The 16,291-nt window shown below is 72.5% G+C and carries 16 protein-coding genes; 7 read left to right on the top strand and 9 right to left on the bottom strand.

What is annotated here, in order from left to right; all coding sequences use genetic code 11:
* Positions 1–39 precede the first annotated feature (39 nt).
* Entirely contained in the window at positions 40–576 is a 537-nt protein-coding gene (locus ACIBMZ_RS14410) for a DinB family protein (protein WP_396693710.1), read from the top strand.
* On the opposite strand, the gene ACIBMZ_RS14405 is transcribed toward ACIBMZ_RS14410, so the two are convergent.
* The 3 genes from ACIBMZ_RS14405 to ACIBMZ_RS14395 form a co-directional block, all read right to left on the bottom strand.
* Positions 536–1,318 (bottom strand): DUF2306 domain-containing protein, encoded by a 783-nt coding sequence (locus ACIBMZ_RS14405; protein ID WP_396693708.1) that lies wholly within the window; start codon positions 1,316–1,318, stop codon positions 536–538. The two genes, ACIBMZ_RS14410 and ACIBMZ_RS14405, sit on opposite strands and share 41 nt — an antisense overlap.
* A 115-nt stretch (positions 1,319–1,433) precedes the next feature.
* Positions 1,434–2,036, bottom strand: coding sequence for a response regulator (locus tag ACIBMZ_RS14400; protein ID WP_396694171.1), 603 nt, complete (start codon positions 2,034–2,036; stop codon positions 1,434–1,436).
* Between the two features lie 104 nt (positions 2,037–2,140).
* The gene (locus tag ACIBMZ_RS14395; protein ID WP_396693706.1) at positions 2,141–3,277 is read right to left on the bottom strand and encodes a sensor histidine kinase; all 1,137 of its coding nucleotides are present in this window, start codon (positions 3,275–3,277) and stop codon (positions 2,141–2,143) included.
* 241 nt (positions 3,278–3,518) lie between these two features.
* Between ACIBMZ_RS14395 and ACIBMZ_RS14390 the strand changes: the two genes are divergently transcribed.
* From ACIBMZ_RS14390 to ACIBMZ_RS14380, 3 genes are all read left to right on the top strand, one after another.
* The gene (locus tag ACIBMZ_RS14390; RefSeq protein WP_396693704.1) at positions 3,519–4,616 is read left to right on the top strand and encodes a calcium:proton antiporter; all 1,098 of its coding nucleotides are present in this window, start codon (positions 3,519–3,521) and stop codon (positions 4,614–4,616) included.
* Positions 4,617–4,745: 129 nt separating this feature from the next.
* A complete protein-coding gene (locus ACIBMZ_RS14385; RefSeq protein WP_396694169.1) occupies positions 4,746–5,513 on the top strand; it encodes a neutral zinc metallopeptidase in 768 nt (255 codons plus the stop codon).
* Positions 5,514–5,623: 110 nt separating this feature from the next.
* Entirely contained in the window at positions 5,624–6,271 is a 648-nt protein-coding gene (locus tag ACIBMZ_RS14380; protein WP_396694167.1) for an HAD family hydrolase, read from the top strand.
* A 124-nt stretch (positions 6,272–6,395) separates the two neighbouring features.
* Here the strand turns inward: ACIBMZ_RS14380 and ACIBMZ_RS14375 are convergent, their stop codons facing one another.
* From ACIBMZ_RS14375 to ACIBMZ_RS14355, 5 genes are all read right to left on the bottom strand, one after another.
* A complete protein-coding gene (locus tag ACIBMZ_RS14375; RefSeq protein ID WP_396693702.1) occupies positions 6,396–8,951 on the bottom strand; it encodes an ABC transporter permease in 2,556 nt (851 codons plus the stop codon).
* Positions 8,951–9,718: an ABC transporter ATP-binding protein gene (locus ACIBMZ_RS14370; RefSeq protein WP_396693700.1), complete on the bottom strand. Its 768-nt coding sequence runs from the start codon at positions 9,716–9,718 to the stop codon at positions 8,951–8,953. The genes ACIBMZ_RS14375 and ACIBMZ_RS14370 overlap by 1 nt, the downstream gene beginning before the upstream one ends.
* Before the next feature lie 282 nt (positions 9,719–10,000).
* Entirely contained in the window at positions 10,001–10,687 is a 687-nt protein-coding gene (locus tag ACIBMZ_RS14365) for a response regulator (RefSeq protein ID WP_396694165.1), read from the bottom strand.
* A 20-nt stretch (positions 10,688–10,707) separates the two neighbouring features.
* On the bottom strand, positions 10,708–11,907 hold the full coding sequence (locus ACIBMZ_RS14360; protein ID WP_396693698.1) for a sensor histidine kinase: 1,200 nt from the start codon (positions 11,905–11,907) through the stop codon (positions 10,708–10,710).
* Positions 11,908–11,986: 79 nt separating this feature from the next.
* The gene (locus ACIBMZ_RS14355; protein WP_396693696.1) at positions 11,987–12,901 is read right to left on the bottom strand and encodes a RecB family exonuclease; all 915 of its coding nucleotides are present in this window, start codon (positions 12,899–12,901) and stop codon (positions 11,987–11,989) included.
* A 124-nt stretch (positions 12,902–13,025) separates the two neighbouring features.
* On the opposite strand from ACIBMZ_RS14355, the gene ACIBMZ_RS14350 reads away from it, so the two are divergent.
* From ACIBMZ_RS14350 to ACIBMZ_RS14340, 3 genes are all read left to right on the top strand, one after another.
* The gene (locus ACIBMZ_RS14350) at positions 13,026–14,135 is read left to right on the top strand and encodes a site-2 protease family protein (protein ID WP_396694163.1); all 1,110 of its coding nucleotides are present in this window, start codon (positions 13,026–13,028) and stop codon (positions 14,133–14,135) included.
* A gap of 56 nt (positions 14,136–14,191) precedes the next feature.
* Positions 14,192–15,142 carry a tRNA (adenine-N1)-methyltransferase gene (locus ACIBMZ_RS14345; RefSeq protein WP_396694161.1) on the top strand — a complete coding sequence of 317 codons (951 nt, stop codon included), beginning with the start codon at positions 14,192–14,194 and terminating at the stop codon, positions 15,140–15,142.
* A gap of 98 nt (positions 15,143–15,240) precedes the next feature.
* Complete coding sequence (locus tag ACIBMZ_RS14340; RefSeq protein ID WP_117227855.1) at positions 15,241–15,813, top strand: hypothetical protein; 573 nt, start codon at positions 15,241–15,243, stop codon at positions 15,811–15,813.
* A gap of 11 nt (positions 15,814–15,824) precedes the next feature.
* On the opposite strand, the gene ACIBMZ_RS14335 is transcribed toward ACIBMZ_RS14340, so the two are convergent.
* Positions 15,825–16,118, bottom strand: a complete 294-nt coding sequence (locus ACIBMZ_RS14335) for a ferredoxin (protein WP_396694159.1) — start codon at positions 16,116–16,118, stop codon at positions 15,825–15,827.
* Positions 16,119–16,291: the final 173 nt, after the last annotated feature.

The following is a 16,291-nucleotide window of genomic DNA, read 5'->3' as shown; positions in this document are numbered from 1 at the left end:
ACCGCTAGCGTCGGGTGGACGCCGACGAAGGGACCAGCCATGGCGGGGAGCAGCCCACAGTCCGAGAGCAGCCTGCCGCCCGAGCGCGCGGACCTGCTGCAGGCCCTGCGGCAGCAACGATTCTTCCTGCGCAACACCGCCCGGGAGTTGACCGACGAGCAGGCGGCGACGTGCAGCACGGTCAGCGAGCTGTGCATCGGCGGCCTGATCAAGCACGTCGCGGACGTCGAACGGGGCTGGGCCGACTTCGTCGTCGACGGCCCGGCCTCGGCACCGGACCACAACGACCCCGCCGTCCACGAGCGCCACGCACAGTCGTTCCGGCTACTGCCGGGTGAGACCCTGGCCGGCGTGCTCGCCGCGTACGACGAGGTCGCGGCCCGCACCGACGGCCTGGTCCGGAGCCTGCCCGACCTGGACGTCAGCCAGCCGCTGCCCGCCGCACCCTGGTTCGAGCCGGGTGCCCGCTGGACGGCCCGACGGGTGCTGCTGCACGTCATCGCCGAGACGTCGCAGCACGCCGGGCACGCCGACATCATCCGAGAGGCGATCGACGGCGCGAAGTCCATGGGCTGAATCGGCCGGCCGATCTCAGCGGCGTTTTCGGCCCGCCACCGTCCGCGTCGGTCGCCGCCCCGGAGTCCACCGGCACCGGCACCGACGGGCGGCCGGGACCGGCAGGCGTCGCCGACCCGTGGCGGATGATCCACTCGGCCACCGCCAGGTTGATCAGCCAGCCGGCGGCGTGGAGGAACGCCCGGGTCCACTCGCCCGGAGGTTCGGCGGCCACGAGCCACGGCAGGTGCGTCAGGAACTGGGTCCCGGCACCCTGGCCGATGGCGTAGCCACGGATCATCCACGCGCGGTGCCGGCTGACGTCGCGCCGCACGATGGCGCGCAGACCGAGCACGATGCAGCCGGCCATCGCACCGCCGAAGAAGAGCCGTAGCCCGATGAGGAACGCACCGTCGATGGGCATGAGGGGATAGAACGCGGCCATCCACATGCCGGAGAGCGCGGCGAGGATCCCGGTCGGCACCAGCAGCCGCCCCGCGACCCGGTGCCACCCCGGTCGCCGACGCCGGAAGCCGGGCATGAACTGGAAGGCACCCAGCAGGCAGTACACGCTCGCCGTGACGATGTGGACCAGCACCGGCCCGGGATCGGCGACGAAGCGCGCGTTGCCCGGCGTCACCGTCGGATCGCCCGACAGCTCGACGGTCCGGACGACCCCGGCGACCACCGGGACGAGGGCGAGCAGGATCAGGCCGGTGGGTATCGCCCACTCGTGTCGGCCCAGGAAGCGGCTCGTGGACATGGATCGATGTTCGGCTCACGGCGGCGCGGACTCATCGGTGGATGGGCTCGGGCGCCGTCGGTCCCTGGAGTGAGCCGACGCTCGTACCATCGGCGTCCGCGCCGACCGGACGTCGCTACCGGCCGCGTACCCGGTGTGTCTCGTACGCCCAGATGGCGATCTCGACCCGGTTCCGCGCGCCGAGCTTGGCCATCAGGCTCGCCACGTGCGTCTTCACCGTGCTGAGACTGACGTGGAACTCGTCCCCGATCTCGCTGTTGGTCCGTCCCCGGGCCACCGCCGCGAGGATCTGCTCCTCGCGTTCGGTGAGCGGGTCGACGGGTTGCCGGGGCGGTGCGGCCGGCCCGGCGTCGGCGAAGGCGTGCAGCAGGCGGGTGGTGACGCTGGGCGCGATGAGCGCGTCACCGTCGGCCGCGGCACGTACCGCCTGGGTCAGCAGCGCCGTACCGGCGTCCTTGAGCAGGAAGCCCCGGGCTCCGGCACGCAGCGCGGCGTAGACGTACTCGTCGAGGTCGAAGGTGGTGATGACGACGACGGCGAGCGGGTCGGCGACCCGGGGCCCGGCGAGCCGTCGGGTCGCCTCGATGCCGTCCACACCCGGCATCCGGATGTCGAACAGGCACACGTCGGGCCGCAGCCGCCGGGCCAGCTCCACGGCGTGGTGACCGTCGGCGGCCGTACCGACGACCTCGATGCCCGGCTGGGCGTCGAGGATCATCGTGAGCCCACTGCGAATGATCTCCTGGTCGTCCGCGACGACCACCCGGATCCGCCGGGTGCCGTCGCCGACCGACGGGTACGGCCCGCCGGTCGCAGGTCGGGTCACGCGGGCACTCCGGCCCGGGGCAGCACCGCGTCGACGATCCAGCCCTGCTCGGGGCCGGGTCCGGCGGCACAACTGCCGCCGAGCAGCGCCGCGCGTTCGGCCATCCCGGCGAGCCCGTACCCGGAGCCGGGAAGCGGTCCGGCCGGGCTCTCGCCGTCGTCGCTGACGCGTACCCGGACCGAGGCGTCGTCCACCTCGACGCGTACCCGGATGTGGGTCGCGTGCCGCGCGTGCCGGCGGGCGTTGGTGACCGACTCCTGCACGAGCCGGTAGACCGCGCGGTCCACGGACGGTGTGAGGCCGTCGATGTCGCCGACGACCCGCACCTCCACGGCCGGGCCGTCCGGTGCGTGCGCCGCGAACCCGGCCAGGTCCGCGATGCGCGGCGCGGGCGTCAGCACGGCGGGTTCGTCGGTCCGCAGTACCCGGACGAGGCCGCGCATCTCGGCCAGCGCCCGCGACGCCTCGGCCTCGATGAGCTGCAACGCCTCGATCGCCGCCTGCGGGTGGGTGGCCGCCACGGCGAGTCCGGCCTGGGCCCGGATCGCCATCGCCGACACGTGGTGCGCGACGGTGTCGTGCAGGTCGCGGGCGAGCCGTTCCCGTTCGAGCAGGGTGACCTGGTCCAGCTCGCGCTGGCGGGCCCGCGCCCGGTACCGCACGCTGCTGCCCAGCGTGGCGGCGGCGAACAGCACGACGAAGGCGGCGACCGTGTCCGCGAGACCGACCTGACCGGCGGCGGCCCACAGGCCCAGCTTGCCGAGCACGATCACTGCGCCGAGCACGACCGCCTGCCCGGAGCCCCATCGGAACAGGGCGTACACCAGCAGCAGGACGAAGGCCAGGACGTCCTGCTGGAGAGCGTCCCGGTCGGTCAGCAGGGGCACCAGCCCGCAGATGCCGAAGGCGAGCGCGACCATCGACAGCGGCCGGGTCCGCCGCCACAGCACGGTGGCCGTCAGCGCCACCGCCACCGCCACCGACAGCGGTCGCCAGGCCAGGTCGGGCCGGACGAGCCCCTCCACGAGCGCGACCGGCGCGAGGACCGCGAGCAGCAGCCAGTCCCGCCACACCCGCCGCGGCGCGCCGGTCGGAGCGGGCTCCCCCCACACCGAGCGCAACAGAGCCGACACGAGTCCATCGTAGGAACGGGACGGCGCCGCCGGATCGGCCCAAAGTACGAGCGACCGAATCGTTCACGTCCCGATCAGCCCGTACGACGCGGCGGGCTGCGCGCGGCGGGCTGTGTGAAAGGAAGGGCACCCTCCTAACGCCTCCGGTATAGGAAGGGTCCCCTCCTTACCGCCAGGCGCGGTCGGGGGAGTCTTCGCCGGTTCGCCGCTCATGATCATTATTGCTGGCAGGATCCAGATCATGCCCGCGTTGCGTCGCGCCATGACCACCTGGACCGTCTCCGTGCCCGTCGCCGCCCTCCTGGTGCTGGGGCTGACGTGGGACCGCAAGCTCACCGGCGTGATGGTCATCGTGGTGGCGTTCTTCCTGGCCGGCGCGGTGCTGGCGGCCGTGCACCACGCCGAGGTGGTCGCGCACAAGGTCGGCGAGCCGTACGGGTCGCTGGTGCTGGCGGTGGCGGTCACCGTCATCGAGGTCGCGCTGATCGTCACGCTGATGATCAGTGGCGGGGAGAAGACCGAGTCGTTGGCCCGGGACACCGTCTTCGCCGCCGTCATGATCACGTGCAACGGCATCCTCGGCCTGTCGCTGCTCATCGGCGCGCTGCGCCGACGACTGGCCGTGTTCAACCCGGAGGGGACCGGCGGTGCGCTGGCCACCGTGGCCACCCTTGCGACGCTGTGCCTGGTGGTGCCGACGTTCACCATCGGCCGCCCCGGCCCGCAGTTCAGTCCGGCCCAGCTCACCTTCGCCGCCGTCGTGTCGCTCGCGCTCTACGCGCTGTTCGTGATGGTGCAGACCGGCCGGCACCGGGACTACTTCCTGCCCGTCGGCAGTGCGGGGGAGGTGCTGCCGGAGGAGGCGCACGCCGATCCGCCGTCGACCCGGCAGGCCATGGCGAGCCTCGGGCTGCTGCTGGTCGCCCTGGTGGCCGTGGTCGGCGACGCCAAGTCGGTCTCCCCGGCGATCGAGGCGGGCGTGGCCGCGGTGAACCTTCCTCCGGCGTTCGTCGGCGTCATCATCGCGTTGCTCGTACTGCTGCCGGAGACGCTGGCCGCCGCCCGCGCGGCCCGCCGGGACCGGGTGCAGATCAGCCTGAACCTCGCGCTCGGCTCGGCGATGGCCAGCATCGGGCTGACCATCCCGGCGATCGCGATCGCCTCGATCTGGCTGGAGGGTCCGCTGCTGCTCGGCCTGGGCGGCACCCAGGTGACCCTGCTCGCGTTGACCGTGGTCACCGGCGTGCTGACCGTGGTGCCGGGCCGGGCCACCCTGCTCCAGGGCGGGGTGCACCTGGTGCTGCTGGCCGCCTTCGTGTTTCTCGCCGCCAGCCCCTGAGAGCAGGCCGCCAGTGCTGAGGTCATACCGCGCCCGGCGTAAAGGATCACGTGGACGGTGCCGGTGAACCGGACCGGCCGGTACGGCGTACCAGACGGTGACGGGCGTGACGGTTCTACCGTCGGGGTACTGGTCCGGCGTCGAGGCGGGAGGCACAGGGTGCGGGTAGGTGCGGGGCAGCGGAGCCGGGGGAGGCTCGCCGGGCTGGCGGTGGCGCTGGTGGCGGCCACCGCCTGCATGGTGGAGCCGGTGGGCGCACCGACCGGGCCCGCCGAGTCACCCGCACCGGCGTCGCCCAGCACCGAGGTGACCCGGGCCGACGGCACCGACACCGTCGAGGAGTTCGAGCAGGACATGGCCGACGCCACGCGCCTCGCCGAACGGTACTGGGCCGAGTACTTCCGCGCCTCCGGCCTGTCCTTCCAGCCGATCCGCCGGATCATCCCGTACGAGCGGGACGGCGAGGTCTCCTGCGGCGGGCAGGAGGTGCCGCGCAACAACGCGGTCTACTGCACCGTCAGCGACTACGTCGCCTACGACGTCAACTGGTCGTTCCGGGCGTTTCGGCAGATCGGCGACGCGTTCGTGTTCTATCTGCTCGGCCACGAGTACGCGCACGGCGTCCAGACCCGGCTCGGCATCCGCTACGACTTCACCATCCAGCAGGAGTTGCAGGCCGACTGCATGGCCGGGGCGTACCTCGGCGACTCGGTACGCGCCGGCACGCTGACTCTCGACGAGGGGGACCTCGACGAGTTCAACGAGGGTCTGCTGGCCGTCGGCGACGATCCTGGGCAGCCGTGGTTCGCCGAGGGCTCGCACGGCACCCCGGAGCAGCGCGCCGCGATGTTCTTCCGGGGCTATGAGCGCTCCCTGGCCGCCTGCGATCTCGGTTGACGAACGTCACCGTGTCGGGCGTCGCCCGACCGGCGGCTCCGGCGGGCTGGAAGGATCGACCGGGTACCCGACCCGAGGAGGATCCGGTGAGCAGCGCCCGACCGGCCGCAGTGCTCTTCGACATGGACGGCACGCTGGTGGACAGCGAGCGGTTGTGGGACGTCGCCCTTCAGGAGCTCGCGGAGAGCTACGGAGGTGTCCTCTCCGCCGAGGCCCGCCGCGCGATCGTCGGCACCGGGATGGCCGACTCGATGCGGATCCTGCACGACGACCTGGGCCAGCCGCACCGCGATCCGCAGCTCAGCGCCGAGTGGATCAACGCCCGCATCCTGGAGCTGTTCCGCACCGGCCTACAGTGGCGTCCCGGCGCGCTGGCGCTGCTCGGCGCCGTCCGGCAGGCCCGGATCCCGACCGCGCTGGTCACCTCCAGTGGCCGGGCCCTGGTCGAGATCGCCCTGGACACCCTGGGCCGGGACAGTTTCGACGTGGTGGTCTGCGGTGACGAGGTCGACTCCACCAAGCCGCATCCGGAGCCGTACCTGACGGCGGCGCGGCTGCTCGGCGTACCGATCGACGAGTGTGTGGCGATCGAGGACTCGGCGACCGGGGTGGCCAGCGCGGTCGCCGCCGGTGCGGCGGTGCTGGCCGTACCGGCGGAGGTGCCGCTGGACCCTCGCGACGGCGTACACCAACTGGAGAGTCTGCTCGCCGCGGACCTGGACCTGCTCGCCGCGCTGCTGGTGCGGTCGCGGGCCTGACGCCCGCAAAGCGGCCGAGCCTGACGCCCGCACCCCGTAGGCGGCCGAGCCTGACGCCCGCGCGCTGGAGACGACCGGGTCCCGACACCACGTCGCCGTGGTGTCGGGACCCGTGACGTGCCGCTCAGTCGTGGGCGATCGCACCCAGGACGTTGATCCGGGCGGCCCGGATCGCCGGCAGGACGGCGGCGATCACACCGATGATCGCGGCCAGACCGAGGAAGAGTCCCATCTGGCCCCAGGGCAGCACCAGCTTGTTGATCCCCTCGCTGCGCAGCGCCTCGACCACCGCGGCGCCGAGGCCGGTGCCGACGACCACCCCGAGCAGCGCGCCGAAGACGGAGATCACCACCGCCTCCACGGTGATCATGCCCATGGTCTGCGAGCGTCGCAGGCCGATGGCGCGTAGCAGGCCCAGTTCGCGGGTCCGCTCCAGCACCGACAGGGCCAGGGTGTTGATGATGCCGAGTACGGCGATCACGATGGCCAGCGCCAGCAGGATCTGGATCATCGTGAGCAACGTGTCGAGCTGACCGGCCTGCTGCTCCACGAAGGCGTTCAGGTCGACCACCGACACCTCGGGGCTGTCCGCCAGCAGCGTCTCGATGCGCGGCTGGACGTCGGCGACCGACGTGCCCGGTTCGAGCTGGATGAAGCCCTGGCTCGGCTGCGGCACGGTGAAGTTGCGGGCCACCTCCGTCGGCAGCACCATCTGTACGCCGGTGAACAGGGGAGTGTCCTCGAAGATGCCGGTCACCGTGTACGTGCCCGGCTCGCCCCGGGCCAACTGCACCGACGTCGTCGACCCGACCGACAGCCCCCGCTCCTTCGCGGTCTCCTCGCTGACCAGCATCTGCCCCGCACCGATCCGGTCGATGTCCCCGGCGGCGGCGTTGAGGCTGTAGACCTGGCGCAGCGCGGCCGGCTCGGTCACCGCGCCGACGAAGGTGCGCTCGTCGTCGACCATGGCCAGGTCGCCGTAGAGACCGTCGGCGACGCGGACCCCCGGGATCTCCTTCGCCTCCGCCAGCACCGCCGGGTCGAAGGTGGGCGGACGGGGACCGCTCTGCGCCCCGGCGATCACCAACTCGGCCTTGATGCTGTCCCGGGCCAGGCCGCTGATGCTGCTCTTGGCCGAGTCCAGGATCACCGTGATGCCGGTGACCAGCGCGATGCCGACCATCAGCGCGGCGGCGGTGATCGCGGTGCGGCGCGGGTTGCGGCCCGAGTTGAGCCGGCCCAGCCTGCCCGGCACCCAGCCGGCGAAGACCGAGCCGAGCGCCGCCACCACCGGCTTGCTGATCAGCGGCGTCAGCAGGGCCACCCCGATGAACGCGAACAGCACGCCGCCGAGGATGGTGGCCAGGGTGTTGCCGCCCGCATGACCGTTCAGTCCGAGGAAGAGCAGGACGGCACCGATCCCGGTCACCAGCGTCCCGGCGATGGTGATCTTGGTGAGCGGGCGGTCCGGGGTGGCCACGTCCTGCATCGCCGCGATCGGCGGGATCCGGGCGGCCCGCAGCGCCGGCAACAACGCCGCCAGCACCGTGATGACCAGACCGACCGAGAACGCGCCGATCACCGCCGAGGCGGGCATGCTCAACCCGGTCAGTTCCAGCCCACCGGCGACGGAGCTGAACAGGTACGCCAGCAGCGCGCCGACGCCGAAGCCGGCCGCCAGACCGAGCACCGAGGCGATCAGGCCGACCGCGATCGCCTCCAGCACCACCGAGCCGATGATCTGCTTGCCGCTGGCGCCGACCGCCCGCAGCAACGCCAACTCGCGGGTCCGCTGCGCCACGATGATTGAGAACGTGTTCAGGATGAGGAACGTGCCGACCAGCAGCGCCACGGCGGCGAAGCCGAGCAGGATCCGGTTGAAGAAGGTCAGCCCCTCCTTCAGCCCGGCGGCGGCGTCGGCGGATAGCTCCTCGCCGGTCTTGACCACGTAGTCGTCGCCGAGCGCGCCGGCCACGCTGTCGCGCAGCGCGTCGTCGGTGACACCGGACGCGGCGGTGACGGTGATGCTGTTGAACACGTCCGGCTCGCCGAGCATCAGCCGTTGGGCGGCCGGCGTGGTGAACATGACCTCGTTGACGCCACCGAGGGAGTCCCGGTCACCGCTGTAGCCGAAGATCCCGACGATGGTGAAGTCCTGCCGAGGACTCAGCGTGAGCACGCCCACCCGGTCGCCGACGGCGACCTTGCCCGCGTTCGCCAACGACTGGTTGATCACGATCTCGTCGTCGGCCTGTGGCCCACGCCCGTCGCGCAACCGCACCAGGTCGCTCTCGCCGAGCCAGTTGCCACCGAGCTGCGGCGGCCCGAACGAGGCGACCACCTTGCCGTTGCTGCCGATCATCCGCGCGCCGTCGGACACCACCACACCGGTGGCGTCGGCCACGCCCGGCACTGCCCGGACGGTCTCCACCGTGTCGGCCGGGAACGGCGCCTGGACCTGCTCGCCCTCCATCTCGTTGACCGCGAGCTTCGGTTTGGCCGACACACTGACGTCGACCTCCTCGTACGCCTCGGCGAACAGTTGGTCGAAGGTGCGCCCGAGCGTGTCGGTGAGCACGAAGGCGCCGGAGACGAACATGACGCCGAGCACCACGGCCAGGCCGGACAGGACCAGCCGGACCTTCCGCGCCAGCAGGCTCTTCAGAGTCGCCCGGAACATCAGCCGGCCACCTCGGCGGGCGTGTCCAGCTTCTTCATGGTGTCCAGCACCGTGTCGGCGGTCGGCTCGATCAGCTCGGAGACGATCTGGCCGTCGGCGAGGAACACCACCCGGTCGGCGTACGCGGCGGCGGTCGGGTCGTGGGTCACCATGACGATGGTCTGGCCGTGCTCACGCACCGAGTTGCGCAGGAAGTTGAGCACCTCCGCGCCGGCCCGCGAGTCGAGGTTTCCGGTCGGCTCGTCCGCGAAGATCACCTCGGGGCGGGCCACCAGTGCCCGGGCGCACGCCACCCGCTGCTGCTGGCCGCCGGAGAGCTGCGCCGGCCGGTGGTCCAGCCGGTCCCGCAGCCCGACGGTGTCGATCACCACGTCGTACCAGGCCGGATCGGGCTTGCGGCCGGCGATCGACAGCGGCAGCAGGATGTTCTCCTTGGCGGTCAACGTGGGCAGCAGGTTGAACTGCTGGAAGATGAAGCCGATCTTGTCCCGGCGCAGCTTCGTCAGGCCGGAGTCACCGAGACCGGTGACCGTCGTGTCGCCGACGTGCACCGTCCCCCTGGTCACCGTGTCCAGCCCCGCCAGGCAGTGCATCAGCGTCGACTTGCCGGACCCGGACGGGCCCATGATGGCCGTGAACCGGCCACGCTCGAACTCGGCGCTGACCCCCCGTAGCGCGACGACCTGGGCCTCGCCGCTGCCGTACACCTTCCACACGTCGCTCGCCCGGGCTGCGGCCGGTGCCGACTGGCCTGTCGTAGCGGTCACGTCTCGTACCTCTCCGTCGGTCTCGAATCGCGCCGCCCCCGCTGGTCCGGCACGAGTCCATCTTCTGTGCTGCCCGACGCGGATCCGTCCGACTCCGGGCGGAGACGAGGCGGATTTCCGGGTGCGGGTACCCCCTAAGCGCCGTCAGGGTTGTCCCCGACGCCGGGCCGGCCCGGCCACCCCTCGCGGCCGGGCGAGCTCATCGTGAACGGTGCCGCCGGGTGCAGGTCGACCCCTTTCCGTCACCGGCGGTCACTGTAGGTGACCTATGCGACGCGGACGTTACGCGCCGGGTCGGACCAGGCCCGACTCGTACGCCAGCACCACCGCCTGCACCCGGTCGCGTAGCCCCAGCTTGGTCAGCACGTGCCCGACGTGCGTCTTGACGGTGGTCTCGCTGACCGACAGCGCCCGGGCGATCTCCGCGTTGGACAGCCCCCGGGCGACGTGCACCAGCACCTCCCGTTCCCGCTCGGTCAGCGTGCCGAGGCCCTTCGGCGGCGTCGCCGCCGGGTCGGGCAGGGCCTCGGCGAAACGGTCCAGCAGCCGACGCAGGATGCGCGGGGCCACCACCGCGTCGCCCGCGGCCACCGTGCGGATCGCGGTGACCAGGTCCTCGGCCGGCACGTCCTTGGCCAGGAAGCCGCTCGCCCCGGCCCGCAGCGAGCCCACCACGTACTCGTCGAGGTCGAAGGTGGTCAGGATCAGCACCCGGACCGGCAGCCGCGCGTCGACGATGGCCCGGGTCGCGGTGACCCCGTCCATACGGGGCATCCGGATGTCCATCAGCACCACGTCCGGCAGCAGCCGGCGGGACAGGTCCACGGCCTCCGCGCCGTCGCCGGCCTCGGCCACGATGTCCAGGTCGGTCTCCGCGCCGAGCACCATCCGGAAGCCGGTACGCAGCAGCGGCTGGTCGTCGGCGAGCAGGATCCGGATCGGGCGTCGCGACGGCGTCGCCTCGGTCATGTCGTCCTCCACGTTCGCCGTCACCGGGACGTCCCGGCATCCAGCATGGTCTCCACCGGGATCCTCGCGTGCACCCGGTAACCGCCGCCGGGCCGCGCGCCGGTGCGCAGGACACCACCGTAGAGGGCGACCCGCTCCCGCATCCCGACCAGTCCGTGTCCGACCCGGTCGGTGTCCGGCATCGGGCCCCGACCGGTGTCGGTGACCTCGACCTCCACCGCGTCGTCGGCGAAGCTCACCCGCACCTGCGCGGTCGCCGTGCCGGCGTGCTTGAGCGCGTTCGTCAGCGCCTCCTGCACGATCCGGTAGACGGTCAGCGCCTCGCCCTCCGCCAGCGCGGCGGGCGCGCCCCGCACCGTCAACGTCACCGGCAGCCCCGCCTCACGAACCTGCTCGGCCAGGGCCTCGATGCCGGCGATCCCCGGCTGCGGGGACAACTCGGCCGCCGTCTCCGCCTCGGTACGCAGCACGTCCAGGAGGCGGCGCAGCTCCCGCAGGGTGGCCCGGCTGGTCTCCTCGATGGTGCCGATCGCCTCCTCGGCGGCGTCCGGGTCACGCCGCAGCACCCGGCGTACCCCGGTGGCCAGCACCCCCATCACGCTCACGTGATGGGCCACCACGTCGTGCAGTTCCCGGGCGATGCGCCGCCGCTCGTCGGTGACCGCCTGCTCGGCCAGGGCGCGCTGGGTGGCCTCGGCGATCCGGGCCCGCTCCCGCAGCGCCTGGGTGCTGGCCCGCCGGGCGTGCACCGTCCGCCCCACCGAGAACGACACGATGCCGATCAGAAGGTTGTTCGCCACCAGGTAGGCCGAGTTGACCTGCGGCATGGCCTCGAAGGGCGTCAGCGTGGCCACCAGCGACACCGGTAGCCAGAGCACCGCCGCCGCGACCGCCGCCGGGCGCACCGGCCGGTACGCGGCCATCGTGTAGGTGAGCACGACGAAGGTGAAGCTCTGCGTCGCCGGGGAGATCTCCAGCGTGAGCGGCAGGGCCAGGGTCGCCAGTGCGGCCAGCACCGCCGGCCACGGTGCTCTCCGGCGCACCAGCACCGGCGCGGCGCACACCAGGCTCCAGCCCAGCGCGGCGAACAGCGGCCGGGGCCAGAAGTCCCGGGGCGTCAGCAGGGTGAGCACGACCTCCGCCACCGCCAGCCCGACGACCAGCAGCCCGTCGGCGGCCAGCGGGTGGCGACGCAGCCATTCCCTCGGATCCGTACCCACGCTCCGACGCTATCCGCCCGTTCGGGCGAAAGATCGTCTCCTGCGGTGACCTGCCCTCCTCCCTGGGGAGGAGGGGCACCTACTCGTCGGCGCCCGGAGACGCCGGACCGGACCGGGCGTCGCGCAGCGGATCCGCCGTCGCCGCCTGCTCGGGGAAGGGCGGCGGGGTGCCGCCGAAGGTGGGGCACAGCGCCTGGTGGCTGCACCAGTCGCAGAGCCGGCTCGGCCGGGGACGGAAGTCCCGGTTGGCGGTGGCCTGCTCGATCGCCCGCCACAACGCCACCACGGTGCGCTCGAAGCGGACCAACTCCTCGGCGTCGGGCGCGTAGTCGCACACCTCGGCGTCCTTGAGATAGAGCAGCCGCAGCACCCGGGGCACCACGCCCCGGGTGCGCCAGAGCACCAGGGCGTAGAACTTGAGCTGGAACAGGGCGCGGGCCTCGAACGCCTCCCTCGGCGCGCCGCCGGTCTTGTAGTCGACCACCCGCAGCGCGCCGTCCGGCGCGACGTCGAGCCGGTCCAGGTAACCCCGGATCAGCAGCTCGTCGTCGACCACCGCGGAGATCAGACTCTCCCGCTCGGCGGGCTCCAGGCGGCGTGGATCCTCCACCGTGAAGTAGCCCTCCAGCAGCGCCGCCGCCGAGGTCAGGAACTGCGTCACGGCGGCCGGATCGTCACCCTCGAAGATCCCGGACAGCTCCGGCTGCTCGGTGACCAGCCGGTCCCACTGCGGCGACACGAGATCGCCGGCCGCCTCCGGGGTACGACCGGCCGACGGCAGGTCGAACAGCCGCTCCAGCACCGCGTGCACCAGCGTGCCCCGGGCCTGCTCGACGGTGGTCCGCTCGGGCAGGCGGTCGATGCTGCGGAACCGGTAGAGCAGTGGGCAGGTCTTGAAGTCGGCCGCCCGCGACGGTGAGAGCGAGGCGCGCACCGTCGCCGGCAGTTGCGTCGGAGTCGGGGCCTGTCGAGTGATCACCGGATCCGCCGTCATGTCCGGAAGGTTAGGGCACGAGTGTGACAGGACCACCGGCACCGCACCGGGAGGTGATCTCCCGCCGCGTAGCATCGGGCCGGTGGAACAGAGGAGTCGACCGCGCGCCGGCCGGCGTCCCGGCATGCGGGTGGGCCGGGTCTTCGGGGTGCCGCTGTACCTGAACGCCTCGATCCTGCTGCTCGCCGTGCTGATCATCGTGCTCTACGGGGAGCTGGCCGGCCAGCGCCTGCAACTCTCCCCGATCGGCGGTTACCTGGTCGGCGCCGGGTTCGTCGTGTCGCTGCTCGGCTCGGTGCTCCTCCACGAACTCGGGCACGCCCTCACCGCCCGACGGTTCGGCATCGGGGTGCGCGGGATCACCCTGGAACTGCTCGGCGGGTACACCGAGATGGACCGGGACGCCCCGTCCCCCCGGGTGGACCTCTACGTCTCGCTGGCCGGCCCGGCGGTCTCCGCGGTGCTCGGCGTGATCGCCGTCGCCGCCATGCTGGCCCTGCCCGACCGCACCGTGGCCGACCAACTGGCGTTCCAACTGGCGGCGAGCAACATCATCGTCGCGGTCTTCAACATCCTGCCCGGCCTGCCGCTGGACGGCGGGCGGGCGCTGCGGGCGGTGATCTGGGCGGTCACCCGCAACAAGCACGCCGCCACCGAGGTCGCCGGCTGGGTCGGGCGGGTCCTCGCCGTGGGCACCGCGCTGCTGGTGGCGGTGCTCTACGCGGTGGACATGCTGAGCCTGCTCGCCCTGCCGCTGACGGCACTGGTCGCGCTCACCCTCTGGCACGGCGCCGGACAGTCGATCCGGATGTCCCGGATCGGCCGCCGGCTGCCCCTGGTCGACCTGGCCCGGCTGGCCCGACCGACCTTCGCCGTACCCACCGGCACGCCGCTCGCCGAGGCACAGCGCCGCGCCGCCGAGGCGGTGCGGGAGGCGAGCGTGGCGCTGCTGGTCACCGACTCGGCGGGTCGGCCGGTGGCGGTGGTGGACCCGGCCGCGGCGGCGGCCGTGCCGGAGGCCCGCCGCCCCTGGATCGCCGTCGACGCGGTGGCGCGTTCCCTCGTCGACCTGCCCACCCTGCCGGTCGACACGGACGGGGAACAGGTGCTGGAGGGGGTGCAGGCCCACCCGGCCGCGCAGTACCTCGTGACGGCAGGCGAAGATGTCGTCGGCATTCTGCACATCGCGGATCTGGCGCGACTGCTCGAACCTCACCGGAAGATGAACACGTGACCGTGACCCACTCCGCCGGCCCGGCCACCCCGGGCACCGAATCGCCCGCCGAGACAGTGGAGCCGCCCGCCGTGCACCGCGGGCCGTTCCGTCCCGGTGACCGGGTGCAGTTGACCGACCCGAAGGGCCGGATGCACACCATCACCCTGGAGCCGGGCAAGGAGTTCCACACCCACCGGGGCATCCTCGCGCACGACGCGCTGATCGGCCTGCCCGACGGCAGCGTGGTCACCACCTCCGGCGGCGGCACCGCCTTCCTGGCGCTGCGTCCGCTGCTGTCGGACTACGTGCTGTCGATGCCGCGTGGCGCCCAGGTGATCTACCCCAAGGACTCGGCGCAGATCGTCGCCATGGGCGACGTCTTCCCGGGCGCGAAGGTCCTGGAGGCCGGCGCCGGCTCCGGCGCGCTGAGCTGCTCGCTGCTGCGGGCCGTGGGCGCCTCCGGCGAGCTGCACTCGTACGAGGTGCGCGACGACTTCGCCCAGATCGCCCGGCGCAACGTCGAGGCGTTCTTCAACGGCCCGCACCCCGCCTGGCACCTGCACACCGGTGACGTGGCCGGGTGCCCGGAGACCGGCTTCGACCGGATCATCCTGGACATGCTGGCCCCGTGGGAGAACCTGGACATGGTCGAGCGGGCGCTGCTGCCCGGCGGTGTGTTCATCGGCTACGTGGCCACCACCCCGCAGCTCTCCGAGCTGGTCGAGGCGTTGCGCGAGCGGGGTGGCTGGACCGAGCCGCGTGCCTGGGAGTCGCTGGTGCGGGACTGGCACGCCGAGGGGCTGGCGGTCCGGCCCGACCACCGGATGATCGCCCACACCGCCTTCCTCGTCTCCGCGCGTAAGCTCGCCCCCGGAGTCACCGCCCCGCCCCGCCGTCGCAAGCCCAGCAAGGGCAGCGAGGCGTACGCGCAACGGCGCCAGGCGCTGCGCGCGGCGGAGGCGGCCCGGCAGGCACCGCCCGACGGTGCCGAACCCGACACGACGCAGGAGACGGACAGGCCGTGACGGCGGATTGGGGCGGCGCGGAGTGAACGGGCTGATCCTCGACGCGGGTCGACGCGGGCCGGTGCCGCCGGTCCGGGCCGGCGGGGTGGGGTGACGGCATGAGCCGTCCCGGTTTCGGCGGTGGCGACCTGCCGGCGGTCTTCCCGGACTGGTCCCCCTACACCGACCTCGAGTCGGCGGCCCGCGCCTACCTGCGGGACCCCGACGTCGCCCTGGAGGCGCTCGGCGGCGTGCTGCGCGGTGCCTCGGTGCTCGGCTTCACGCTGGAACGCTTCGTCAACGAGGTGAACGGGGTGTGGCAGGAGGTCGTCGTCTGCGACGGCAGTCGGCTGGTGCTCTGGCACGGCGAGGACGTGCCGCCGGGGGAGGGCCCGCCCGGCTCGATGACCTCGTCGCTGCGGGTCGTGCCGGTCTCCTCGGTCACCGAGGTGGGGTGCCGACGTCGGCTGTTCCGCCACGACAACGGTGAGATCCGGGTCGACAGCATCGACGTCTACCTGCTGTTGACCTCGCTGGACGAGTCACCGCCCAGCGAGGAGGCCGCCGGTGGGCCCCGGCACGACGCGCTGCGGTTCGGCAAGACGCTCGACGACGGCGGCGCCGGGCAGATCGCCCGGCTGGAGGAGTTCGCCCGGCTGGTCGCCTCGGTGGTCGGTCGTCCGCTGCTCTAGCGGCCGGCCGGTCAGTCCTCGGCGTCCGGGCCGGCCACCTCGACGCCGTCGCTTCCGCGTACGACGTGGATGCACTCGCCGGGGCACTCCTTCGCCGAGTCGATCACCTCGAGGCGGAGATGCTCCGGCACGTCCACCCGGGCGCCCGGGGCCTGCTGGAGCTCGCCGTCGGGGCCCTTGACGTACGCCAGGCCGTCGACGTCGAACTCGAAGACCTCCGGCGCGTACTGCACGCACAACCCGTCACCCGTGCACAGGTCCTGGTCCACCCAGACCTGCAGTTGGTCGGTCGCGACCTCGACCACCGGTGCACCCCCCATGTTCTCCCGTCCCACCCCACGACGGTACCCGAATGCCCGTACCCGCCCCGCCACCCACCCTTGGCGATCAAGCTTCGGTGACGGGCGCGTTGCGGAGGACCGAATCGGGCTCATAGCGGCTAGTGTTAGGGCAGAACGTTCGAGCCCCCCGGGGAGGT

The sequence above is a fragment of the Micromonospora sp. NPDC049900 genome (assembly GCF_044461025.1).
Lineage (GTDB): Bacteria > Actinomycetota > Actinomycetes > Mycobacteriales > Micromonosporaceae > Micromonospora.
Note: the sequence above shows the minus strand (reverse complement) of the source record. Positions and strands in the feature narration are given on the sequence as shown.